22 protein-coding genes are annotated in these 23,912 nt (G+C 59.6%); 8 read left to right on the top strand and 14 right to left on the bottom strand.

What is annotated here, in order from left to right:
* Positions 1–72: 72 nt before the first annotated feature.
* The 5 genes from H7C18_RS12575 to H7C18_RS12595 form a co-directional block, all read right to left on the bottom strand.
* Positions 73–780: an SDR family oxidoreductase gene (locus H7C18_RS12575; RefSeq protein ID WP_185129422.1), complete on the bottom strand. Its 708-nt coding sequence runs from the start codon at positions 778–780 to the stop codon at positions 73–75.
* Positions 777–1,232: a VOC family protein gene (locus tag H7C18_RS12580; protein ID WP_185129423.1), complete on the bottom strand. Its 456-nt coding sequence runs from the start codon at positions 1,230–1,232 to the stop codon at positions 777–779. The genes H7C18_RS12575 and H7C18_RS12580 overlap by 4 nt, the downstream gene beginning before the upstream one ends.
* Positions 1,233–1,327: 95 nt before the next feature.
* Positions 1,328–2,383: a LacI family DNA-binding transcriptional regulator gene (locus H7C18_RS12585; protein ID WP_238357665.1), complete on the bottom strand. Its 1,056-nt coding sequence runs from the start codon at positions 2,381–2,383 to the stop codon at positions 1,328–1,330.
* Positions 2,384–2,507: 124 nt separating this feature from the next.
* The gene (locus tag H7C18_RS12590; protein ID WP_185129424.1) at positions 2,508–2,942 is read right to left on the bottom strand and encodes a hypothetical protein; all 435 of its coding nucleotides are present in this window, start codon (positions 2,940–2,942) and stop codon (positions 2,508–2,510) included.
* 179 nt (positions 2,943–3,121) lie between these two features.
* The gene (locus tag H7C18_RS12595; protein ID WP_185129425.1) at positions 3,122–3,658 is read right to left on the bottom strand and encodes a DoxX family membrane protein; all 537 of its coding nucleotides are present in this window, start codon (positions 3,656–3,658) and stop codon (positions 3,122–3,124) included.
* Positions 3,659–3,877: 219 nt separating this feature from the next.
* On the opposite strand from H7C18_RS12595, the gene H7C18_RS12600 reads away from it, so the two are divergent.
* From H7C18_RS12600 to H7C18_RS12610, 3 genes are read left to right on the top strand one after another with little or no spacing between them, the layout of a single operon-like run.
* On the top strand, positions 3,878–4,354 hold the full coding sequence (locus tag H7C18_RS12600; RefSeq protein WP_185129426.1) for a GAF domain-containing protein: 477 nt from the start codon (positions 3,878–3,880) through the stop codon (positions 4,352–4,354).
* Between the two features lie 43 nt (positions 4,355–4,397).
* Positions 4,398–5,054: a response regulator transcription factor gene (locus H7C18_RS12605; protein ID WP_185129427.1), complete on the top strand. Its 657-nt coding sequence runs from the start codon at positions 4,398–4,400 to the stop codon at positions 5,052–5,054.
* A complete protein-coding gene (locus H7C18_RS12610) occupies positions 5,044–6,168 on the top strand; it encodes a PAS domain-containing sensor histidine kinase (protein WP_420481858.1) in 1,125 nt (374 codons plus the stop codon). The genes H7C18_RS12605 and H7C18_RS12610 overlap by 11 nt, the downstream gene beginning before the upstream one ends.
* Before the next feature lie 17 nt (positions 6,169–6,185).
* Here H7C18_RS12610 and H7C18_RS12615 read toward each other — a convergent pair whose 3' ends face one another.
* On the bottom strand, positions 6,186–7,256 hold the full coding sequence (locus H7C18_RS12615) for an undecaprenyldiphospho-muramoylpentapeptide beta-N-acetylglucosaminyltransferase (RefSeq protein ID WP_185129509.1): 1,071 nt from the start codon (positions 7,254–7,256) through the stop codon (positions 6,186–6,188).
* Positions 7,257–7,781: 525 nt separating this feature from the next.
* The gene (locus H7C18_RS12620; RefSeq protein ID WP_185129428.1) at positions 7,782–9,254 is read right to left on the bottom strand and encodes a DHA2 family efflux MFS transporter permease subunit; all 1,473 of its coding nucleotides are present in this window, start codon (positions 9,252–9,254) and stop codon (positions 7,782–7,784) included.
* A 238-nt stretch (positions 9,255–9,492) separates the two neighbouring features.
* On the opposite strand from H7C18_RS12620, the gene H7C18_RS12625 reads away from it, so the two are divergent.
* Positions 9,493–10,083, top strand: coding sequence for a TetR/AcrR family transcriptional regulator (locus H7C18_RS12625; RefSeq protein WP_185129429.1), 591 nt, complete (start codon positions 9,493–9,495; stop codon positions 10,081–10,083).
* Between the two features lie 197 nt (positions 10,084–10,280).
* Here the strand turns inward: H7C18_RS12625 and H7C18_RS12630 are convergent, their stop codons facing one another.
* Both H7C18_RS12630 and H7C18_RS12635 read right to left on the bottom strand, forming a co-directional pair.
* Complete coding sequence (locus tag H7C18_RS12630) at positions 10,281–10,937, bottom strand: phosphatase PAP2 family protein (RefSeq protein ID WP_185129430.1); 657 nt, start codon at positions 10,935–10,937, stop codon at positions 10,281–10,283.
* A gap of 49 nt (positions 10,938–10,986) precedes the next feature.
* Positions 10,987–12,855 (bottom strand): LTA synthase family protein, encoded by a 1,869-nt coding sequence (locus H7C18_RS12635; protein ID WP_185129431.1) that lies wholly within the window; start codon positions 12,853–12,855, stop codon positions 10,987–10,989.
* A 168-nt stretch (positions 12,856–13,023) separates the two neighbouring features.
* Here H7C18_RS12635 and H7C18_RS12640 point away from each other — a divergent pair, with 168 nt between their 5' ends.
* Positions 13,024–13,317: a hypothetical protein gene (locus H7C18_RS12640; RefSeq protein ID WP_185129432.1), complete on the top strand. Its 294-nt coding sequence runs from the start codon at positions 13,024–13,026 to the stop codon at positions 13,315–13,317.
* 37 nt (positions 13,318–13,354) lie between these two features.
* On the opposite strand, the gene H7C18_RS12645 is transcribed toward H7C18_RS12640, so the two are convergent.
* The 3 genes from H7C18_RS12645 to H7C18_RS12655 are packed head-to-tail and all read right to left on the bottom strand — an operon-like array spanning position 13,355 to position 17,216.
* Positions 13,355–14,578, bottom strand: coding sequence for a Ger(x)C family spore germination protein (locus tag H7C18_RS12645; protein WP_185129433.1), 1,224 nt, complete (start codon positions 14,576–14,578; stop codon positions 13,355–13,357).
* The gene (locus H7C18_RS12650) at positions 14,575–16,104 is read right to left on the bottom strand and encodes a spore germination protein (protein ID WP_185129434.1); all 1,530 of its coding nucleotides are present in this window, start codon (positions 16,102–16,104) and stop codon (positions 14,575–14,577) included. Before H7C18_RS12650 ends, H7C18_RS12645 begins: the two co-directional genes overlap by 4 nt.
* Positions 16,101–17,216 (bottom strand): GerAB/ArcD/ProY family transporter, encoded by a 1,116-nt coding sequence (locus H7C18_RS12655; protein WP_185129435.1) that lies wholly within the window; start codon positions 17,214–17,216, stop codon positions 16,101–16,103. Before H7C18_RS12655 ends, H7C18_RS12650 begins: the two co-directional genes overlap by 4 nt.
* A gap of 182 nt (positions 17,217–17,398) precedes the next feature.
* On the opposite strand from H7C18_RS12655, the gene H7C18_RS12660 reads away from it, so the two are divergent.
* From H7C18_RS12660 to H7C18_RS12670, 3 genes are all read left to right on the top strand, one after another.
* Positions 17,399–20,662: a DEAD/DEAH box helicase gene (locus H7C18_RS12660; RefSeq protein ID WP_185129436.1), complete on the top strand. Its 3,264-nt coding sequence runs from the start codon at positions 17,399–17,401 to the stop codon at positions 20,660–20,662.
* Positions 20,663–20,927: 265 nt separating this feature from the next.
* Positions 20,928–21,629, top strand: coding sequence for a helix-turn-helix domain-containing protein (locus H7C18_RS12665; protein ID WP_185129437.1), 702 nt, complete (start codon positions 20,928–20,930; stop codon positions 21,627–21,629).
* A gap of 63 nt (positions 21,630–21,692) precedes the next feature.
* On the top strand, positions 21,693–22,256 hold the full coding sequence (locus H7C18_RS12670; protein WP_185129438.1) for a peroxiredoxin-like family protein: 564 nt from the start codon (positions 21,693–21,695) through the stop codon (positions 22,254–22,256).
* Here the strand turns inward: H7C18_RS12670 and H7C18_RS12675 are convergent.
* Together H7C18_RS12675 and H7C18_RS35725 are read right to left on the bottom strand one after the other, a co-directional pair.
* A complete protein-coding gene (locus H7C18_RS12675; RefSeq protein WP_185129439.1) occupies positions 22,253–22,717 on the bottom strand; it encodes an HPP family protein in 465 nt (154 codons plus the stop codon). The genes H7C18_RS12670 and H7C18_RS12675 overlap by 4 nt on opposite strands.
* 103 nt (positions 22,718–22,820) lie before the next feature.
* The gene (locus tag H7C18_RS35725) at positions 22,821–23,888 is read right to left on the bottom strand and encodes an acyl-CoA dehydrogenase family protein (protein ID WP_185129440.1); all 1,068 of its coding nucleotides are present in this window, start codon (positions 23,886–23,888) and stop codon (positions 22,821–22,823) included.
* Between the last annotated feature and the right edge of the window lie 24 nt (positions 23,889–23,912).

The following is a 23,912-nucleotide window of genomic DNA, read 5'->3' on the forward strand; positions in this document are numbered from 1 at the left end:
GCGTGCTTCGCTGGGCACGCGAAAAAGAAAAAAGCCGAGTACGAATACTCGGCTTGGAGAGAAAATGACCGTTCAGATCGGCATCGGACGTCCCGCGTAATCGACGAAAAACAGATCGTCCGGAACCTGCGTCTTTCCTTCGATCATGTCCAGGATGCCCCGGGCGCTGTCCTCCGCGGCCAGCGGCGCCGCCTGTCCGCCCATATCCGTTCGCATCCAGCCGGGGTGAACGGCCAGCACCCGGATGCCGCGCTGCTTCAGCTCCTCGTTGAGCTGCTTGGAGAACATGTTCAGCGCAAGCTTCGACAGCGCGTACGGGTAGTCGCCGCCGTAAGCTCCGGAGAAGCTTCCCGCTTCCGACGAGATGTTGATCAGCATGTCCGCGCCGGATTTGCCTTCCCGAATAAGAGGAATCAAGTGCTTCGCCGCCATCATCGGCCCGAACAGATTGACGTCGAACGTCCGCCGGACGTCGTCCATCGACAGCGAGGCGATTCTCTGGTCCCGGCCCAGCAGCACGCCCGCATTGTTGACGATCGCGTCCAACTCGAAGGCATCCTGTCTCAGCCGATCGGCAAGTTGCCGGGCATCCTCTTCGGATTCGACCGTCAGCGACTCGATCCGGATTTGACCGGAATAAGCATCCGCCAATGCCTTCAGCCCGGCGGGCGGCGCGGACGCGTCCCGTACGCACGCCACAGCCTGATGCCCGCGCTCCAGCGCCTGCTTCGCCAATTCCAATCCCAATCCGCGTCCGGCTCCGGTAATGAGAATGTTCATCGGTCGTTCTCCAGCAGCTCGATCAGAACTTTCAGGTCCTGGAACGTATCCATGTACGCGTAGCGGCCGCCCGTATATTCGCCCTTCTGCAGCAGCGGATAGCCGTTGCGCCCGAGGAGTTCGATCTTCTCTTTCATGCCGTCAATGACGAACGCGATATGGTGGAAGCCTTCTCCGTTCTGATCCAGCGATTCCCGCCAGGTGCTCGGATTCGCGTCGGGTTCGATCAGTTCCAGCTGCAGCGAGCCCATATCCAGAAAAGCAAGCTTCGCCCGCGCATCCGAAGAAGCGCCGCGAAACTCCGTCCGAGCGACTTCCGGAGCGTCCGTCCAGAACCACTGCGGCTTCTCGACGCCGAAGAAGCGCGCGTACGCTTCCGACGTCTTGTCGATATCGTTCACAAGCAGACCAATCTGCGTAATCACGCGGTTGCCGAGCAAATTCCCATCCATCCGTTAACCCTCTCCTTCATTCATCTTAATGAACACGCGTTTACAAAAGCGGTAAAAAAGCCCGCGGGCTACCCGCCCCGCGGCTGCCGGTCCGCTCACAGCGGCCGGCAGGAGTCCCGCACGATCAGGCGGGAGCCGGCCGGGGGCTCCTCCGGCGCCTGGCCGGCGGCTTCGCCTTCGATCCGGACGATCAGCGACTCCGTCAACTGGCGCATCATGCCGTCGAAGTCCACCTTGACCGTCGTCAGCGCCGGCTGGAAGCGGGCGCTCAGCGCATGATCGTCGAAGCCGACGACCGACAAGTCTTCCGGGACGGACAAGCCCTGCTCGCGAAGAGCGCGGATGGCGCCGAAAGCGACGCTGTCGTTCGCCATGACAATCGCCGTCGGCCGTTCTTCGCCGCTTCGCAAGAACGATCGCATCGCCTCGTACCCTTCTTCCTCGTGGAAGCCGGCCGGCAGCACCCAGCGCGGTTCCACCGGCAAACCGTGCTCCTTCATCGCGGCCAGAAAGCCGTCATACTTGTCCTGGCCGGAAAGCCGCTTCATGTCGCCGTTGACGATCCCGATCCGCTTGTGTCCCAGGCCGGCCAAATAACCGACCGCGAGCAGCATGCCCCGCTCGTTGTCGAAGTTGACGACGACCCGGTTCGGCTCGTTCCTCCCCGGCAAATGCTGATCGACCAGCCCGATCTTGAACCCTTCGGCGATCAGCTCCTCGATCAGCGGCTCCTCGTTCGCCGCGCCGATGAAGATGCCGCCGTCGATGCGGCGCTGATAGAAGATGTCCTTGACGCTTCGCGCGCTGTCCGCATCGGAAGCGTCGCGAATGATGTGAGTCAGCACATAATAGCCCAGGGCGGACGCGTTCTCGATGACGCTCGCGATCAGCATGTTCGACAGCATGTCGCTCGAGACATGCCCGGCTTCGATCACGAACAGCCCGATCGTTCTCGTGCCTTTGCCGGCGAGAACTTGCGCGGACAGATTCGGAACATAGCGGTGCTCCTCGATGACCTTCATAACCTTGGCCCGCGTCTCGGGGGGCACATTGGCATAGTTGTTGACCACGCGGCTCACCGTGCTCCGGGACACGCCGGCCAGCCTGGCGATCTCGACGGAATTGATCTCGGACTTCCTCAACTTGCTCATCTTCCTTTTCCTATGAACACGCGTTTACAATCTCGATTCTACCAGCCGCCCCGCCAAAGGTCAACATCCCCTCCGCCGACAAGCGAGAGGGGATGAATGGAGGTTGCTCCCAGAGCGCTTCCTTCTATCCCGAATACGGATTTCCTTCGCGCCCGGCCCCGACAGCCGTCGTATAGCGAAACAGCGCCCATCCGGCCAGTATGTAAATCACGGCTCTTACGATCAAAAGCAACGTCAGGCCTTCGAAAGGGAAAAGGATGACGAAAGCGTACCCCCATAGGGCGATCGGCAGCTCTCGGATTCGCGGAGAAATCAGCGTCAGCCAGATGCCGGAGAAAAAGGCGAAGTACCCGATCGCGTACAACGGAATCGTCGTGAACAGCAAGTCGATCGTATCGTAGCTGGAGTAAGGCAGTATTTTCAACAGCAGCTCGTAGAGGAAAAGCAGTCCCAACCCGCCGAACAGCGTGTACTGCGCGAACGGCAGCACAACATTCACGACGGCAAAGGATGTCAGCCATTTTCTCAATTCCCGCACCACGGCCGAAAATTGCATCATGACGTTGCCTCCTCGATTCGTTTCCTCCTATTATAAAGGCTATCTTCGGCGGAATCGGTCGAACCTCGTTGGGAAAATTCTAACTTTTTCCTCCAAAATCGGAGCCCCGTCGCCAATGCGAAACCCCCGGAACGGACGGTTCCGGGGGTTTCGATCGCGTGTCCTGGATCAGCATGCCGTCAGCCGACGGCGCCTTTCGGATTCAGCGGCGGCTGCTTGGGCGTCCGATGGGTCAGCCTGCGCCACTCGGCCTTCAGCCACGGAAGCAAGACGTAGTCGGCTCCGAACCGGCCGGCATTGGGTCCGGCCATCAGCACGATCGTGCCGAACAGTATGAGCCAGGGATTGCTCGATATGGTTCCCGCCAGCAGGAACATGAAGTTCATCAGCATCCCGAAGAATGCCGCCGTCACGGTCAGCGCTCCCAGGATCAGCCCCGCCCCGACCAGACATTCCCCGAGCGGAATGACGACGTTGAACAGCTTCGCGTTCGGCAGGGCGAAATGATCGAGGAAAGCGACGAAGTTCGGATACAGCTTCTCCTTCGTTCCCGACTCCAGCACCGGGTTGTTCACGGCATTCTGAAGGAAGCCCGCCGCATTGAACCCTCCCGTCAGCTTGTGCCAGCCCGCATCGAGCCATTGCCACCCCAGATAGATCCGAATCAGCACCATCAGCCCCGCGGCGATCTTATTCGTTCTCAGCCAGTTTGTCATGATCATCGTCTCCTCTCATCTCATGGCTTCATCATACCGCGGAAGCCGTTTCTCCCCCATCGGGATAAGTTCTGAAAATCGGCGTTGCTTTCCCCTATTTTCCAATCAGGGAGGAGACGCCATTCCCTGATTCGAAATTAGGGGAATTCCCCGAATTACTTCGGAACCCCGACAGCTTACAATGAAAAGAAAAGAGCTACGGGAAAGCGAGGGAAGACCATGGAAACGATTGACGAACGGATCGACGCGGAGCTGTCGGATCTGCGCGAAGCGCTGGCCTCCGATGTCGCGGCGGTCGCCTGGCTTCCGGACGGACGGCCGCAATGGGCATGGTGGGCTGCGTCCGGCTGCGCGGACGATCGTTATCGCATGCTGTCCATTCGGCCGGGGCGCGGCCTGGAGGGCTCCGTTCTCCGCGTCGGCCGGGCGCTCGCTCTGGACGACAGTCACCCGGACGCAGTCCGGAAACGGCAGGAATCGGCATTAATGAACGTCGAACGGCTCGTGGCGGCCGCCGCCTGTCCGATCGCCGCCGTCGGCTCCCCGGGCGTGCTGATGGTTGGCGCGCGGTCGGCGCGGCGCTATACGGCGGACGATCTGCTTGTCCTTCGGGAAGCCGCCGATCGAATCGGACATTGGGCAGAGGAAGCCGCGGCGAAATCCGGATCCGGCATTCAAATCCTCCCCCGGAATTGATATGCTGGTCATAAGCTCAATCGTTAAATAAGGAGGAGACGGCTTGATCCGGATCATGCTGGTTGACGACCATATCGTCGTGCGAACGGGGCTTCGCTTGCTGCTGGAGTCCCAACCGAATCTGCAGGTCGTGGCGGACGCGGCGGACGGCGACGAGGCGATTCGCCTGTCGGAGGAGCTGAAGCCCGACGTCGTGCTGATGGATCTAAGCATGCCGCACGGCAAGGACGGCCTGACCGCCACTGCCGAGCTCAAGAAGCTGCTGCCCGAGACGAACGTTCTGATCCTGACGATGCATGACGACGATGAATACCTGTTCCGGTCCATTCACGCCGGGGCGTCGGGCTATGTGCTGAAAAGCGCGCCTCACGAGGAACTGCTGACCGCCATCGAATCGGTATTTGCCGGCAACGCCTACCTGTACCCGACCGCGACGAAGCGGTTGATGAACGAGTATATGGACCGGGTCCGCAGCGGAGACGGCGCCGGCGCCTACGAGTCGCTCTCCGACCGGGAGCGGGAAGTGCTCGCCTGGATCGCCAAGGGCTACTCCAACAAGGAGATCGCGGAACGCCTCATCATCAGCGTGAAGACGGTCGAGACGCACAAAGCCCACCTGATGGAGAAGCTGGGACTGCGCACCCGTCCCGATCTCGTCAAATACGCGCTCAAAAAGGGGTTGCTGAACTTTGACGCCTAGCGACAACGCGCCTTCCTCCCGTTACTCGACGGGAATCGGACAGTACGTCGACCGGCTGCTCGTCGGCTTGGAACAGTCGGGGGACGATCCGCAAGTCCGGGAAGAACTCAGAAAGACGCTCAAGCAGCTGACCGATCTGAAGCTGGCGATGGACGAGTCGTCCATCGTGGCCCTTACGGACCGGAAAGGAAAAATTCGCTACGTTAACGATAAATTCTGTGAAATATCGAAGTACAGCCGAGAAGAGCTGATCGGCCAGGACCATCGCATCGTCAATTCGGGGTATCACGGCAAAGCGTTTTTTCGCGGGCTCTGGCAGACCATACAGGCCGGGAGGGTGTGGCGCGGCGAGCTTCGCAACCGGGCGAAGGACGGTTCTTATTATTGGGTATACACGACGATCGTCCCTTTTCTCGACGAGCAGGGCGTTCCCTATCAATTTTTGGCCATCCGCAACGAGGTGACGCCGCTCAAAAAAGCCGAAGAAGAACTGCAAAAGATGATGACGAGGGTCATGCAAATCCAGGAGGAAGAACGGAAGCGTTTCTCCCGCGAGCTGCACGACGGAATCGGCCAAAGCCTGTTCGGCCTGGCCATCCAGCTGGACCGCCTGCTCGCTCGCCCCGATCATCCCGAAGAGCTCGAGACCTTGCGGCGCGACGTGACCGGCGTCATCGAGGAAGTGCGCAGCCTGGCGTGGGAACTGCGGCCATCGGTGCTGGACGATCTCGGCGCGGGCCCCGCCTTGCGCAGCTATTCCGAGATGTTCTCGCAGCATTACGGCATTCGCGTCCGGCTCAGCTGCAAGCTGGCGAACCGGTTGGACCGCCAGGTCGAGACCGCGTTGTACCGAATCGTTCAGGAAGCGCTCACCAATGTCGGCAAATACGCCAAGGTGACGGAAGCGGAGGTCGACGTCTGGGAGAGCGACGCCTGCGTTCACGCCCGGATCGAAGACCGGGGCGTCGGCTTCGTGCCCATGCCGGAGAGGACCGGCGTCGGCCTGTTCAGCATGGAGGAGCGGGCCCGAAGCGTCGGCGGGCAGGCGAGGGTGGAGTCGGCTCCCGGCCGGGGAACCGTCGTGACGGCCGAACTCCCCAAAGCCGGGTTCTGAACGAACAGCCCGGCTTTTTACTTCGCCGCCGAGCGCACTAGCTCGAAGACGGAGGACAGCGCGTCCCCCTGGTCGAAGCGGTCCATCTCCCGCTTGTAGGCGTGCCTATTCTCGTAAAGCCGCTTCGCTTCCGCGGCGAGCGTCTCGGCGGTCATCTTTTCCTCGAACAGCACTTCGCAAAAGCCCGACCGGCGGAACGATTCGGCGTTCACCAACTGATCGCCCCTGCTCTGCTGTCTCGTCAGCGGAACGAGCAGCATCGGTTTGCGCAGCGCGAGAAATTCGAAGATGGAGTTGGAGCCCGCCCGGGATACGACGACGTCGGTCATGGCCAGCAAATCCGGCAACTCCTCCTGCACGTATTCGTATTGCCGATAATGAGGCGAGCGGACGGAGTCGTCCCTTTGTCCTTTCCCGCACAAGTGCACGACCTGAAAAGCCGGCGTCAGCAGCGGAAGCGCCGCCCTCACGGCCTCGTTGATCTTTCGCGCTCCCAGGCTTCCGCCCATGACCAACAGCACCGGCTTGCCGCCGGCGAAGCCGCAGAACGTCCGTCCGCGCTCGGCATTCCCCCGGCGAAGCTCCTCCCGGACGATCGGGCCCGCGTGATGGACTTTTCCTTTGCCCAGATGATCGCCCGTCTCCGGAAACGTCGTGCATACGGCGCCGGCGAACGGAATGGATATCCGGTTGGCCAGTCCCGGCGTCAGGTCGGACTCGTGGATGACGATCGGAACGCGGTTCATCCACGCCCCCAGAACGACGGGGACCGAGACGAATCCTCCTTTGGAGAACAGCACGTCGGGCCTTTCTTTTCGAATTAATCGATATGCCTGCCAGACGCCCTTCGCGATTCGGAAGGGGTCCTTCACATTGTTCCAGTCCAAATATCTTCGGAGCTTGCCGGTCTCGATTCCGTAATAACGGACATCCCGCAGCGACGAGACGAGCTGCCGTTCGATTCCGCCCGTCGAACCGATATATTCGACCTTCCATCCCTCTTCGAGAAAGCGGGGAATGAGCGCCAGGTTCACCGTCACGTGGCCGGCCGAGCCTCCCCCGGTAAACAGGATCTTCTTCGTAACGATCCCTCGCAATCTTTAGGTCATCTTCCCGCTTCATTATACCTGTCCGGCAAAACCTTTGACAAAACAATCATACTGAGGTATGATAAATAATTGTATTAAGTGTAACCTCCGATTTTTCCTCTTTGGGTTGAATTTCCTCCCGTTCACCACCGCATTCCTTGACTAAAATCGGCTGCTTGAAGGAACACGAATTCACCACTGGCGCGGTCATCGGAACCGCAAGAACGTTGGAGAGGCAGGGCCTTCGTTGTTTTCGTGGAAGTGCTGCAGGAGAGTCCCGGTTCACGCTTATCGCATTTTAGACCCCCGTCAGGCAAGCCCTGCGGGGGTCGTCCAATTTATTGGCCTCGGGCGAGGCCAACTCAGCCGCGCGGCGGGCTCCTGGCGCTTCTTGCATGCAATACATCGCATGCGCGCTTCCGGCAGTCTTCGTCGGCGAATTCGAGACTTCGCCCCGAGACGACAAAACAGCCTCCTCCCCGCCGGGATGCGGCGGAGAGAGAGGCTGTATCCATCAACTGGCCGTCAGCCGACCATCATATGAATTTCGGCGGACGCTTCGGCGTTGGGGTCTACCTTCGGCCGGCTGAGCAGCAGGCCGAGGATCGCGCCCGCGACGCCGACGAAGATCAGGATGAAAAACGTATAACTGAACGCGGTGGTCCATTCCTTCAGCTCGGGAGCCTGCTTGTGCGCCGAGATCAGCAGGTCCTTCATCTTGTTCGTCGACAGCGTCGTCAGCGTGGCGATCGCCAGCGAGGAGACGACTTGCTGGGCGGCGTTCGTCAGCGAAGTGACGCGTCCGACCAGGTTCTGCGGAGACGACTGGATCAGATGCGTGTTGAGCGGCATCATGAACAGGCCCATTCCGGCGCCGAGCAAGGCAAGCGGAATCATCACCATGATCTTGCCGTCGTTCGCGTCCAGGTTGGCGAGCAGCGCGGTCGCTCCGATGACGAAGATCATGCCGGCGAGAACGAGCGGCCTCGCGCCGAAACGGTCGGACAAGCGGCCGCCGATCGGCATGAACACTCCCGAAGCGATCGCTTGCGGAAGCATGATCAAGCCGGTGTCGAAGGCGGTATATCCTTTCGCCGATTGCAGGAACACCGGCACCAGGAAGAAGGAGCCGAACAGGGCGAACTGGGATACCCATTGGACCACAATGCCGCGAGTGAAGTTACCCGAACGGAAGACGCGCAATTCGAGAAGCGGATTCTTGCTTCGGAGCTCCACAATGACAAACAGCACCAGCGCGACGACCCCTACGATGAGTCCGACGAGCGTCTCGGTCGAAGTCCAGCTCGATCCGCCCTGCGTCACGCCGTAGGACAATGCGGCGAACGCCAGCGGCGCCAGAATGATGCCGAGCAGGTCCAGCGACGCGACGGACTGGCGATCGATGTTCGGCAGCGTGCGAATGCCGAGCAGCACGGCGATGACGCCGATCGGCAGATTGATCAGGAAGATCCAGTGCCAGCTGGCATAGTCGACCAGCGAACCGGCGAGCACCGGTCCGAGCGCCGGAGCCAGCAGAATCGGCACGCCCATCATGCCCATGACCGCTCCGACTTTATCCGGCGGTGCCATCCGATAGACGAACGCCATGGAGATCGGCATGACGACGCCGCCCCCGAGACCTTGCAGAACGCGGAACAGAATGAGCATCTCGGCCGATTGGGCGAACGAGCACAGCAGCGATCCGATCGTAAAGAGCGCGATCGAGATCAAGAAGATGCGCTTCGCGCCGAAGCGGTCCGACAGCCAGCCGGCAAGCGGAATGACGGCCGCCTGCGCCAGCGCGTAGCCGGTAACCGTCCACTGCACGAGCGACAACGAGCTGTTAAAATCCTCCTGAAGCTTGGGAATGGCGACGTTGACGGCGGTTCCGTCCAGAATAACCATGAAAAGCCCCACGATGATGGCAATCAGCGGACCCAGAATCGAAGCAATCGAGCCCGATGCCGGCGCCTCCGCCTTTGAAGCTTGAACAGACATGCGTTTTCTCCTCTCCCTTATCCCGGCACGCCGCCCTGTCCGTTCTAACGGACTTCCTTATCATTCCGCGCGGATTGACCTGAATTCGCATCGCGCGTTACAATAGGACTGCGGACAATTGTAACGGACGTACCGTTCACAATACGGACAATTGTCCGTTTAAGCTTGATGTTAGCGGACAGATGTCCGGTTGTCAAGAACATTTTGGGGTAACCTAGGCAGAGGTGGAGGGAGAAGGATGCCCATTCGCAAAGAACGCAGCGATGCCGCCGCCCATCGCCGACTGATTCTGGAAACCGCTCGAAACTTGTTTTCCCAATACGGAGTGAGCGAAGTCAGCATGCACCAGATCGCCAAGACGGCGGGAATCGGGCAGGGCACTCTATACAGACGATACGCGCACAAAGGGGATTTATGCTCCGATCTGATGGAAGATACCGGGCAGCGGCTTCTCGACGAGCTCGAGCGCGATCTGGCGGACATTAGCGGCCGCGAAGCGGCCGAGCGGCTCGGACTCGTGATGGACCGGATCATCGACTTTATCGACGAGAAATGTCAGTTCCTCATTCCGCTTCACAACGTATACGCATGCGAGACGGACCGCACCGCGTTCTTTCGGTCGCCGATTTACTTGCGCGTGAAGGAACTCGTGACCAAACTGTACGACGAGATGCGGACGGATAACGGGGAAAAAGAGAAATCGGCTTTTGCCGCTCATGCGCTGCTGTCCTCCCTTAATCCGATCGGCTATCTCCATCTGCGGAACGAGCTCGGCTATTCCAAGGACGCGATCAAACAATATTACCGGTGCTTGTACTCGCGCGTATAACTGTCGAATCCCCCAAAAGTGACGCAAAGCTTCGATGCGAATTCCGATTACTTTCGGGGGAGCCCCCGGATATAATCCCCCAAAAGTGACGCAAAGCTTCGATGCGAATTCCGATTACTTTCGGGGGAGCCCCCGGATAAAACGGCGCCGGCCAGCGGGATCGATTCCCGTTGGCCGGCGCCGTTTTTTTTTTGACATTACGCTCCGAAGGTGCCTCTCTGCCGCTCCTGCTGTCCCCCGGAGAGAAGCCGCTCGGCGTACATCACTCCGGCGAGCACGATCTCCACCAGCAAGATGCCGGCGATGCCGTCCATGATGGCATGCTGCTTGATGAACAGCGTCGACAGAATGATCGCCGTCGAGGTGCCTCCGATCAACGCCAGATTCCGGGCGTTGCGGAAGCCGCTGGCCGCCAGCAGCCGGAAGACCATATAGCTGGAGAATACATGGATGCTGGGGAAGCAGTTGAACGGCCGATCCCGGTGGTAAATAAACGCCACCAGCCGCGTGAACGGATCGTGTCCGACCAGCACCGGACGAGGCACGGTCGTCTGGAACCCGGAATAAATCCCGTAGCAGACGAGCGCGCATAGCGTATAGACCATGAGAGCGCGATAATAGACCCGAATGTCTTTTTTGAAGAAATACAGAACGCACAAATAAATATAAAAAATCCAAACGCCGTAAGGTATCGCGAAATATTTGACGAACGGTATGGCGTCGTCCAGCCGGGTCGTCAAGTGATAAATCACTTTGCCCGGCTTGTCGACCCAGCCGTAAATCGCGCCTAGCATCGGAAAAATCAGCATGAACAGCAGCGGCATATACTTGCGGTAACGAACTGCGATTGCCACGATTTTCGGACCTCCCCCCGGGGATTCCCTTTTTCTCTCTGCTTCTGCGCTACTTTCTTTCCGGCAGCGACCGGACATACGCATCCGACATGCTGAGCAGCTCCAGCGCCTGATTGTATTGGTCCTTGGTGACGCTATCCTTGCCCAGCTTCCCACCGTCGATCGCGCTTATGGTCCCGTCCTCGAAGCTCTTGCCCGGGACGAAGACGCTGCTGTCGTTAATGAAGGAACCGGACGGTAAATAATATCTCTCCGGCAGCACGTTATGCGTATCATTTAACAGATCTTGACCGAAATGAACATGATCCTCCAGCGAAATTCCCGCCAGATTGGCGACGGTCGGGAAGATGTCCGATTGTCCGCCGGTCTGCGGAAGCTCCTTCCCTTCCGGAGACGCCCCGGGAAGCTTGATCAGCAGCGGGATGTTCATCATGTCCTGAACGCCGTAATCGCGGCCGTAGATCTCCTTCATCAGGTCTTTCTCCTTGGAGGTGAGCGAATAGATCGGCAAGCCCTGATGATCGCCGTAGATGACCACGACGCTGTTGTCCCAAACCCCGTTCGCCTTCAGCTTGTCGACGAACTGGCCCAAAGCGTAATCGGCATAGTTCTGGGCGCGGATATAGTCTCCGACCAGCGTGCCTTCGTATCGGTCGGGCAGGTCCATCTTATACTTCCGCTCCGGAATGTCGAACGGGTGATGGCCCGACATCGAGATCAGCTGCACATAGAACGGCTGGCCGGTGCTCTGCATCTTCGCCAATTCGTCCGCCGTCTTGCTGTACAGCACCTCGTCGGAAGCGGCGAACATGACGGGATCCTCGTCTCCGAAAAAGGTTTTGTCATAATGCTTGTCCCAGCCGAGAGCCGCGTACAGCTCCTTGCGGTTCCAGAACGTAATGTCGTTCGTATGGAACGTGGCGGTCTGGTAGCCGTTCGCCGCGAACGTCCGCGGCATGCTGGGCAATACGCGGTCCACGTATTCCTGCGACGCGGCGCCGTGCTGCGGCACGTAGAACGACGTATTCACGACGAACTCGGCATCGGCCGTGTTGCCTTGGCCGACCTGCTGGAAGAAATGCGGGAAGTACAAGCTGCTGCCGAGAAGCTTGTTCATGTTCGGCGTAAGTTCCTTGCCGTCCAGCTTCTTGTTCAGCAGAAAATTTTGGAACGCTTCCATTTGAATGATGATGACGTTCTTCCCTTTGGCGGCTCCGAAATAGGCGGGCGTCGCGGAAGGCGTCTCCCCCTTCAGCTTCTCGATCGCCTGCTGGTTGACCGATACGGCGCTGACGTCGTCATCCTTGGACGCCGCGAACGCCGCGTAGACTTCATAGTTGAGTATCCCCATGCTCTGGGCTTGCAGAATCTCGTTCATGCTGTCCTTATTCGGCCAGATGCAGGCGACGCAAGCCGCCAGCATCAGAATGCCGATCCCCGTGACGAAGCGTTGGCGCTCCTTGACCGCGAGGCTTCTCCCCCACGCCCTCACTTTTTTGTTAAAGATCAGAATGAAGAACAGGGCGACGATGTCCACGTAAATGAGCAAAAAATACGGATGAAGCAGGGACATGACGCTCCCCTTCACCTCGGTCACCTGGCCGGCCTGCTGCAGCGCATGATAAGTGACGATGACGCCGAAATATTTGTAGTACATGATAACCGCAAAGTAGATGCTGGTCATGACCAAATCTGCGATCAGATAGGCGCCCAGCTTACGCTTGTAGAACATCGTCTCGATCAGGCAAAAGACGAACCACACGGAAGGGACTCCGGTTGCCAGCGACGCCCAAAAGTGTCCCTCATCGAAGATGACGAACCAGGCCAAATAGATTTTTAGAATCATAAGAACAGAAAAAAAGACAAACGGTTTGGCGATCACGCCCCGCAAACGTTGTCTCGATACCAATGCAATCATCTCCCGAGTTGTGACCCCGCTTAAGCATAAAGTAAACAACGGCTAACCTATTATAGCGGATTTGCCCCCCGTTAAAAAGCCAGGGAAGGAATTGACTAGACTTCCGGCACGTCTTAAAATCCGGCACATAAGGTATAATGTATTTCATCAGGGAAAGGAAGTGTGCCCATGGCCATTCGATATACGCGGCCTTACGATGAAATTCTGGACGAGTTGTCGCGAGCGCTGGAAGACATTCCGAACTGCTACGAGACGTTCGAGATGGACGCCGAGGAGTGGGGCGGACTGGAAAAGGCTGAGCGCGACGTCTGCATCCGAACGCTCGCCGACGACATGTTCTACGTGCTCGGTTCGGAGCCTCGCGCGGAAGCGGGCTCCGGCAAGCTGGAATACGACCGGTCGCGGAGCGTCATCAAAGTGACGGCTTCGCCCCAGCTCGTTCACGTCGTATCGCTGAAATAGTAAGTATTCCCGGGAGGAGAGGCCGCGCGCCTCTCCTTCAGTCCGTTTTCAATCCCAGCACGCTGTCCATGGACTTATTGCTGAGCCCTTCGCGGCGAATCGTGAAGTCGACCTCTGCCTTCATCTCCGTCTTGGCGAACCGCGCCGGCCAATCCTTCTCCCACTGCTGCCACCGTTTCGGGTCGCGCCGATGAATCAGATCGGCGAAGCCGACCACATCGGCCTGAAGCGCTTGGATCGAGCTGAGCCCTTGCTCCATTCGATCGGTGATCTCCTTTGAGATCTGCACCTCCATCCGGTGAATGACATCTGCTTTCAGCAGGTCGACGCCGCAGTTCGTCTCCAGAATCGTTCCCTTCGCACGGACTCTCACCTCCATCCGATACCCGTCTGCGGTTCGAACCGGCTTGACGGTCGTTCGGGAGCGGTCGACCTGAATCGTCGACTTGAGCTTCGGATCGGTCGCCCGGCAGGGAAACGGCAGAACCGTCTGATGAACCTCGTCCCGCAGAAAAGCGACGCCGAGCGCCTCCTCCTGGCCCAGCCAACCGGCGAAGCGCCCTTCTTTCAACACCGCCAACCTTCGGAGCCTAAGCTTGGATGGGACGGTGGTGCTTTTCAACTGGTCGGCCTTCGTCACGGGCTCGGATCCGGACAAGGCGATCTCCGGCAGCACGGCGTTGTGGGCTGAACCGGCCAACTGCATCGTCAGTTTGAATATGCTGGTGTCGGGCAGCGCCGACTCCATCCTACTCTCCCGCTGCAGCGTTTCATAGATCCCGTCGCCCGGAATGAATTGAATCTGCATCAGCTCCTTCAATATATCCCTTGCATCTCCGTCCGAGACGAGCACCGACACGGTTTCCCGGGCGTCCGGATTGCGGAAGAAGACGTCGATCAACTCCTCCACCCCCTTGCGAAGCATATCCGTGCTTACGATAAACACCTGGGTATGGGAGAAAAAAAGCTTGCGCGGGCTTTCGAAAACGCTTTGCCCGATGGCCTCGCGGATAGTCGGCCCGTGCGTGGAGTAAACGGCGACAGGCAATTTGGACGAACCGCCCTGCACGCTGCCCATCGCTCCGCCTCCGGATATGGCCGAGGGGATGACAACCTGGTAGGAGACGAGCCATTGATTGTCTTTCCAATCGACGGCAGCCGCGGACGTGATGGAGATATCGTCCAGTTCGGTGCGGTCCCAGCAGCCGGTGAGCATCGCAGCCGTCAGAAGCATCGCAGCCGCCCGAATCCCTTTCCTCATGGGCGCTTCTTCCTTCGGGGGGACGGTCTCTGTCCGGACGCATTCCTTACCGCTTGGCGCGGGTTGGAGATCAACGCCGGCCTTTTTTTCATCAGCCACCAGGGAACCCGTACCAGCGTATCCTTCAGATTGGGCCATACGATCGGGGAGAAAGGCGTCATGTACGAAATGCCGAACGAGCGCAGGCTGACCAGATGAATCAGCAGAATCATCATCCCCGACATAATACCGAAGAGGCCGAGCGTTCCGCCGAGAATCATCATGCCAAAACGCAGCAGCCGCGCAGCGATGGCCATATTGAGCGCGGGGATGACGAAGTTGGAGATCGCCGTGAACGAGACGACGATAATCATCGCCGCGGACACTAGCCCGGCCTGCACCGCCGCCTGCCCCAGGACGAGCGCCCCGACGATGGAGATCGCGGGACCGATCACCCGCGGCATGCGAACGCCGGCTTCGCGAAGCACTTCGAAGGTGATCTCCATGAGAAGCGCCTCGAGAATCGCCGGAAACGGCACCCCCTCGCGCTGGGCCGCCAGGCTGATGAGCAGCGGCGTCGGCAGCATCTCCTGATGGAACGTCGTGATCGCGATGTATAACGAAGGCAAGAACATCGAGATGAAGAAGGCGCAGAACCGCAGGATACGCAAAAAGGTGGAGATGTCGTACCGTTGATAGTAGTCCTCGCTCGACTGAAAGAAGCTGATGAACGTGACCGGCGCGAGCAGCGCGAACGGCGTGCCGTCGACGATCAGCAGAACCTTTCCCTCCATCACGGCTCCGCATGCGGCATCCGGCCGCTCCGTATTCTGAAGGGTCGGAAAGGACGTCCATGTTGCGTCCTGGATCAACTCCTCCACATAACCGCTGTCCAGAATGCTGTCTACGTCGATTTTCCCAAGCCTCTGGCGGAACTCCTGCACCACTTTGGGTTGGGCGATATTCTGCATGTAAATCATGCAGGCGTTCGTCTGCGTATGCCTGCCCAGCTTAAACGCTTCGACCCGCAACAGCGGGGAGCGAATCCGCCGCCTGACGAGCGACACGTTCGTCTGAAGGTTCTCGGTAAAGCTCTCCTTCGGTCCCCGGGTCACCGTCTGGGAAGTAGGCTCTTCCACCGCCCGGGATTCCCCGCCGATCGTCGAGGCGGCAAGCGCGCCGGCCTTCCCTGCGATCAGCACGACCGTGTCGCCGTCCAGAATGCTGCAAAGAACCTCGTTGAGTTTCGTTCGTTCATTGACCGTTCCGATTCGGAGAATATCTTTGTGTACCCTCCGGAACGCGTCCCCGGGCTCCTCCATCCCCAGTCGATCCAGTTCGTCCATGAGCGGATCCAGAATCGAACGCATTACCGTTTCTTCATCGACCATCGTTTTCATGTACACGACTGCAGCTTCGGGCTCTCCCTCTTCCTTCCCCGTCAATTCCCGAACGACCAAGTCACAGCTGTCTCCAAGTTCCCGGACGACGGCCTCCACATCTTCAGCCAGATGGCCGGTTAACGCCCGCTCGGTTTCCGCCGTCATCGGATCCCTCCATCATCGGCTCTTCTGATCTTGGGCGTTCCGGGAGAGCGAATCAGCATAACCGCCAGAATCAGAATCGGCAGCGCGATCTGAAATATCGGAAAATGATAGACGACGTTCAATTTAAACCCGATTCGCACTTGCTGCATATAGCTTCTGAAAGCGAGCGCCCCCAGATAGATCATTACGCCGACCGGGCCGATGGCAAACCGGAACCGGATCCGCAGCAGCTCCGACAATGAGAGAACCGCCGCCATGAAATAAGCAGTCTGCTTGATGAACACCCCGACGAACAGCAAAAGAAGGACGACCGGATCCAGCCTCTCGATCGCTTCCCCGATCTGGACCATGCTGGTGATCTGCATGAGCGGAATGACGCTGACGTCGGCGAAAGGTCCGAGCACGCTCACGATGAGCACATTGGCGGCGAATAGAAGCGTAGCTGCGGAAAGATAAGCCAGCAGAGTCGCCCTCGAAACCCGATGAGACGCTCCGGCGAATTTCCAGAACATGAGGAACAGCACCATCTCTCCGAAGGGGAAGGAGATCACTTCGGGAAGCGCCGCTGCCACGACAGGGCGGATCCCATGCTCGAGAACCGGCTCCAGCAGTTCGGGGTGAATCAAATGCGAAGCCAGAATACTGGCGAACAGCGCGGCGTACATCAGAACGATCCACGGACAGAGCAGCTCGGTCAGCCGAAAGAAAACCTCCACGCCGTGCCATACGGCGTATGACGAGATGAACATCAGCACAGCCAGGATGAATAAGAGCGGCGTGCTCGGCAGCAAGTACAGAATGACCCAATCGCTGAATTCGCGAAAGTTCCGGACCGCCTGATAGATAAAGTACAGAACGTACGAGAACGAAAGTAAGCTGCCGAACCAGGGACCAAAGTAACGCCGGGAGACCTCGATCAGGTTCATCTCCGGCTCGATACGGTGAATCGGCAGCATGACGGCAACGAGCAGCAGCAGCCCCGCCGCAAACCCGATCAGCACGCCGATCCATGCGTCCCTTCCGGCCGGACCGGCAAGAAGGAACATGGGAGAACTGCCCAACTGGAACAGGAAAACGGCTGCGGCAAGCTGATACCTGCTGGTTACCTGCATAGGGATACCTCTGAAAAATCGGATTGGACTTTGCGTACCTAATATGGGAAAAAGCGGTTGCCTTCATTCATCCGGGAGCATCGTGCCTGTTCGTATCTCCCCTCGGCGCTTATCGTTCTTCTCGTGTGGTATAATGAAATATTAATACGTTCGCTTCGTGAGGGCGGAGGAAGGAAGCGCGGATGAGCCACTCGCTATCGCTTCAGCAGATCAAGCTGCTGTGCGGCCAGAGTTCCTACGACAAGGGAATGAAGTACGACGAAGCCCATCGGGTCATGGAAGTGAGTTTCCACGACGCCGAAAGGCGTTACGAGGCTTTCGTATGGGGAAACGTCCGGCATAACGTGCGGATTCGGATGGACGACTCCGGCGTCGAGGACGCCCGGTGCGACTGTCAGGCCCGGCACTCCGAATATTATTGCGAGCACATCGCCGCCGTGCTTATTCATCTCTACAATGCCCAGAGGGAGAAAGAGCCGGCGCCCGCGGAGCCTCGAATCGTGCCTGCGGAGCCTTCCTTCACCGCCCGCGACGTCCAGTTCGCCCGCAACATGATCTCCCTGTTCGAGAACGCGGCGCCGGAATCCCCGATTGCCGAAGAATCGGGCGAGAACGGCCGAACGACGCTGGAGGTCGAATTCACGTGCAAGGCGGTCACCGATGCGAGCCGATCCCCGCTGTTCGGCATCGAGATGAAGGTCGGCCCCAGGCGCCTTTATATCGTGCAGCGGATCAAAGATTTTCTGGGCAAGGTCGAGCAGCAGCTGCCGTTCGTCTTCGCCAAGCTCTTTACCTTCGATCCGGCCTTGCACCGCTTCAAGCCGGAAGATCTGGCGATCTTCCGCCGGCTGATCGGCATCGCGCACAGCGAAGCCGCCTATCGCGATGCGTTCCGGAGCGGCTTTCCGGGCTATTCGCCGCAGCAGGACCGCGTGCTGCTGATCCCTCCTCTCGCCTGGGAGGAGCTGCTTCCGCTGCTGGAGAACACGAACGTCCGGTTCGAGCAGGGGATGCGGACGGCCGACCGCGTGCAGGTGACGGATGAGCCGCTCCCGATGCGCTTCGACATCGTACCTGCTCCCGGCGACGGCTATCAATTGGAGATCGCCGGTCTCGACCGGGTGCTCGTGATGGAGAACTACGGCGTCGTGGTGGCCGATTGCGTCCTGCATCGGATGGACGATCATTCGATGAAGCGGCTGGACGAACTGCGGAAGATGTTCGCCTACAAGCCGACGAAGCAGGCGATGATCCCTCCGGCCCAGATCGAGCCGTTTATGGACCGCGTCCTTCCGGGTCTCCGGCGGCTGGGCGAGGTGTCGATCGACCCGTCGATCGAAGGCCGGCTGGTCAGCCCGCGCTTGCGGGCGCGGCTGGATCTCGATTGGCTGAACGGGCGTCTGCTCGCCCGCCTCGCTTACGTCTATGACGACATCGAGATCGATCCGATGCGGCCGGAGCGGGGCCGCCCCTCGCTGGCGGACGGACGCATTCTGCTTCGCGATGTGGAGAGAGAATCCGCGATCATGGGCCTGATCGAGCAGGCCGACTTCAAATACAACGGCAGCGAGCTCTACCTTGACGAAGAGGAAGATCTTTACCGGTTCCAGTTCCGCTTGCTGCCGCGGCTCGAGAAGCTGGCGGAGGTTGCCTCCACCCATGCGCTGCGAGAGATGCTCCGCCAACCCGTCGCGGCTCCCCGGCTGACGGTGGACCTTGACCCCGGCACCCGATGGCTGGAAGTCCGCTTCGATCTGGAAGGCATCGACGAGGCGGAGATTCGCCGCATCCTTCAGACGCTGGTGGAGAAGAAATCTTACTACCGGCTGCCGGACGGCGGCTTCCTGTCGCTGGAGGACGAGAGCTACCTGGAGATCGCGCGCCTGATGGACGATATGGACATCCGGAAGAGCGAGATACGCGGCTCCCGCTTCGATCTGTCCGTCGTGCGCGGGCTGGCGCTGATGGACTCCGGCGCCCAAGGCCGTAATGTCCGGTTCGGGCGGTCGCTTCGCCAGCTGCTTGAGAACATGAGGAATCCGGATACGCTCGATTACGCCGTTCCGGAATCGCTCGCCTCCGTTCTTCGCGAATATCAGAAGGACGGATTCCAATGGCTGAAGACGCTCGCCCATTACCGCTTCGGAGGCATACTCGCCGACGACATGGGCCTCGGCAAAACGCTGCAAAGCATCGCCTTCATCGAATCGGTCCGGGAAGAGATCCGGTCGTCGGGCTTGCCCGTCCTGATCGTCTCCCCCGCTTCGCTGTTATACAATTGGAGAAACGAAATCGCAAGATTCGCGCCGGATCTGAACGCGGTGATCGCCGCCGGGATCAAGCAGGAGAGAAGCGGCATCCTGGAGGAGCTCGGCGACGTCGACGTGCTGATCACCTCCTATCCGCTTCTTCGGCGCGATATGGATCTGTACGCGAAGCAGCGGTTCCATACGTTGTTTCTCGACGAGGCGCAGGCGATCAAGAACCATGCGACCCAGACCGCCCACGCGGTGAAGATCCTCCAGGCGCAGTACCGGTTCGCGCTGACCGGCACGCCGATCGAGAATTCGCTCGACGAGCTGTGGTCGCTGTTCGACGCGGTATTCCCCGAGCTGTTCGGAAGCCGCCGCGAGTTCGCCGAGCTTTCCCGCGAGGCCGTCGCCAAACGGGTTCGTCCGTTCATTCTGCGGCGGATGAAGAGCGACGTGCTGAAGGAGCTTCCCGACAAGATCGAGACGCTTCAGCTGTCCGAGCTGTCCGACGAGCAGAAGAAGCTGTATGTCGCCTACTTGACCCGCCTTCAGGCCGAGACGCGGCTCAGCTTGCAGACCGAAGGCTTCCAGAAGAGCCGGATGAAGATTCTCGCCGGGCTCACCCGTCTTCGCCAGCTGTGCTGCCATCCCGCGCTGTTCGTGGAGAACTACGAAGGCGAATCGGGGAAGCTGGAACAACTGCTCGAGCTGATGGACGAGGCGCTGAGCTCCGGGAAGCGGATGCTCATCTTCTCCCAGTTCACGTCCATGCTTCATCTGATTCGCGACGAGCTCGCGCTGCGCGGCCTCTCCTGTTTCTATCTCGACGGCCAGACGCCTTCCCGGGAGAGAGTCGAGCTGTGCCGCCGATTCAACGAAGGGGAGCTGGACATCTTCCTGATCTCCTTGCGCGCCGGAGGCACCGGCCTGAATTTGACCGGGGCCGATACCGTCATCTTGTACGATCTGTGGTGGAACCCCGCCGTCGAACAGCAGGCCGCGGACCGCGCGCACCGCATCGGCCAGAAGAAGGTCGTCCAGGTCATCCGGCTGGTCACTCAAGGAACGATCGAGGAGAAGATGGTCGAGCTCCAGAATCGCAAAAAAAACCTCATCGCCGAGATCATCCAACCGGGAGACGAAGCGCTGTCCTCCATCACGGAAGAGGAAATCCGCGAGCTTCTGATGATATAGAAGGATCGCGACTGCCGCCGAAGCCTGCAAATCTGCAGGCTTTCATTTTGCAGACGAGGATTATCGATGAAATTCCTGCAAATGTACAGGCTTTCAGGCATCCCTCTTTAGATTCGCTTGTCTTGACGGATAAAAAGATGTATTTTCGCAGGAATTAGCCCCCGTGCCGAGAGCCGGTTTTGAAAAGCATGCGCTTTTGCAGGAATTAGCGGCTGTCGGCGTGGAGAGCAAGGCTGTTCAAGGCGCGCAAATAGGAGGGCTTAACGTGGAGATAAAAGCGGAGCGAACGCGGCTGCTTCAACGATTTCCGTCGCTGGCCGGCCTATCGGACGATCAATGGGAACAGGCGCATCCGTTCGTCCGGACGTTTCCGGCGAAAAGCCGGCTGTTTCAGAAGGAGGAAGGCGAGCGATACGGCCTGTTCCTGCTGTCCGGCTCGGTGCGAATTACACGCATCGGAGAGGACGGCGGCGAATCGATGCTGCAGCTGCTGTCCGCGGGGCAGGTTTGCTCGCTGCTGGTGCTCAGCGGCCTGAGCGGACGGGATTACCCGGGCGAGATGGTCGCCGAGACGGAAGCGGAAGCGATGTTCGTGGCCAAGGAAAGCTTCCTCCGCTGGGTGAAGGAGCTGGAACCGTTCCGCCGCTGGTTCTTCGGCGACTTGCTCGACAACATTCTGCAATTGGGAGAACGCATGGATGCCAGGCCGTCCGAGCCGCTGGACCGGCGCTTGGCGGCGGCGCTGCTCCGCGGCACCTCCGAACGGGAGCCGGTGCTGCATGCAACGCATCAAGAGCTGGCGGCCGAGATCGGTTCGGCCCGCGAAGTCGTAACGCGCGCGCTGCAGCGATTCCGGGAAGCCGGGTGGCTGGAGACAGGGCGAGGCTGGTTGCAGGTCGTTCGCAGAGACGAACTGTCCTCGCTGCTCGGTGACGAAGTCACAGAAAAACGAAAGGATTCCCGCTAAGGTAAAGAAGCAGGCCCGGTCCGAAGGGACGGCCCATCTTCCAACACCCAGGAGGGAACCCTCATGACAACGCATCTTCAAGCAGGCGACCTCGCCCCCGCATTCGAGTCCGCCGACCCGAACGGCACGCCCGTCTCTCTGAACGCGCATCGCGGCCGCAAGTTGCTGCTCGCTTTTTTCCGCTTCTCGGCTTGCGGGCTATGCAACTTGCGAGTTCAACAGTTCATTCGGCGCTATCCGGATTGGCGGGAGAAAGGACTGGACGTCATCGCCGTATTCGAGTCGCCGGAAGAAAGCTTGCGGATGATCGTAGGCAAGCAGAACACGCCTTTCCCGCTTCTGGCCGACCCGAAGGCGGAGCTGTACGATCTGTACGGAGTGGAAGTATCCGAGGAAAAAACGAAGGCGACGATGGCCGACCCGAGGAAGGAATCGGTGATCGCGGAAATCGAAGCCGCCGGCTTCAAGCTGACGCACGAAGAAGGCTCCAACTTCGAACGGATCCCCGCCGAATTTCTGATCGATGAGGAAGGAGTCGTCTGTCTGGCCCACTACGGCAATCTGATCTTCGATCATCTTCCGCTGGAGACGGTCGACCGATTCGCCGCCGGACAGCCGGTCGGCTAATCCAGCGACGCCTGCGTCGGCAGGAAGGACCGCAGCGCCTTGAGCTTCGCCACGGCCGCAGCCGCGAGCAGGACGAGCGTCAACCCCGCGATCGCCGCGGTCGCGAATGCCGGCGTCAGCCAGTAGCTGTCCGGCTTGGAGAAGAACGGCAGGAAGGCCACTCCCATGATCGGAGGAGCGTTCCATTTCCAGCGGTGAATCAGCCAGATCGCCAACATCGCGTTGACGACGAAAAACAGCGTGCTCGGATGGAGATGGGACAGCGCCGTCCCGATCGCGGAGCAGACCGCCGCCCCGAACAGGGCCCTTCCCATCTCCGCAGCCGTGGCGGAACGGGCGACGAACAGATAGGCGAATGCCCCCAGCGTCGGGAAAAACAAAGGATGCAGCCCTGCCCAGTGGGCTGACAAAAAATAGATCATGCCGATATAAAGGCAAGCGGCGAACGCTTTGAGCTTCATTTTTCAATTCCGATCCCTTTACTGGAAGTTAACCTTTCAAATTGTAGCCTTTCTTCCCTTCGGCGGTCAATAACGAGTTTGACCCGATCGGCGTTCGTCCGCTTTATTCCTCGTTTTCCGGCAGAAGAACCGAATGCTGCGTTACGGTGTGCAGGTCCCGCCACGTGCGGCAGAGCGCATGATCGTGCCGGAGCGCCGTCATGCCCAGCAACGGGAATACCGCGTCTGAGCCGGAACGCGCGGCCGCCGCCGCCTCTTGGCTTCGCCGCCCGATCTCGCGCCATACCTCTTCCGGCAGCGTCCCTTCCCGGACGAACGTGTCCCAGGACGACTCCGCCAGCTCGTAAAACCGGTCGGAGGCAGCCTCCAAGATTCCCAGCCGCTCGGCGACGGCGCTCTCAAGCGCGGCAAGCCGCCTGGGGCTGGTTTCCTTCCATTCCGGCGCTTTGGACGCGGCGAACTCGGCGCACTCTTCCAGGAAATGGCGCCCGACGCCGACGGATGCCGCCGCGAACGAAGTCTGGGCGAACGCGAGGAACGAATACCGATAGATCGGATCGTTCAGTCTCGGCTCCGCCGTCAGGTCGAAGGTCATGTCCTCGGGCACGTAAGCGTCGCGCACCTCGATCGAATGGCTGGCGGTCGCGCGAAGGCCGAGCGGGTTCCAGTCTTTCGCGATTTGCACCTGCCTCGGCAGAAACGCGAACGAACGGACGAGCTCTTCGCCGGTCCCCTCGATTTTGCAGTTGGCGGTGAAAAAAGTCGCGAACGTCGCGCCGCTGCAATAAGCCCAGCTTCCGGTAACCCGATAGCCGCCCTCGACCTTGCGAGCCTTGCCGGTCGGCATCCCGCTTCCCGCCAGCACCGCTTTCCGTCCCGAGAACAGCTCCGCCGCCCGCCGTTCGGGCAACGCCGCGGCGAAGAAGCCGCCGCCGGAACCGATCGTCACCAGCCAGCCGAGCGACCCGTCGATCCAGGACATTCTCTCGAACGCCCGAAGCGCCTCCGGAAGAGAACTTCCGAGGCCGTTCAGCTCGCTAGGCACGAATAGCTTGAACAGTTTCTCGTCATAGATTTTCTCCAGCAGCCAGTCGTCCAGCTCTCCCCGTCTCTCCATGTCGGCGGACCGTTCACGGATTCTTCTCACGATGTCTTGATCGAACGATTGCACTTGCCGCCCCTCCCGTCTTAGAAC

Origin of the sequence: Cohnella zeiphila, from assembly GCF_014212055.1 — a bacterium.
Taxonomy (GTDB): Bacteria; Bacillota; Bacilli; order Paenibacillales; family Paenibacillaceae; genus Cohnella; species Cohnella zeiphila.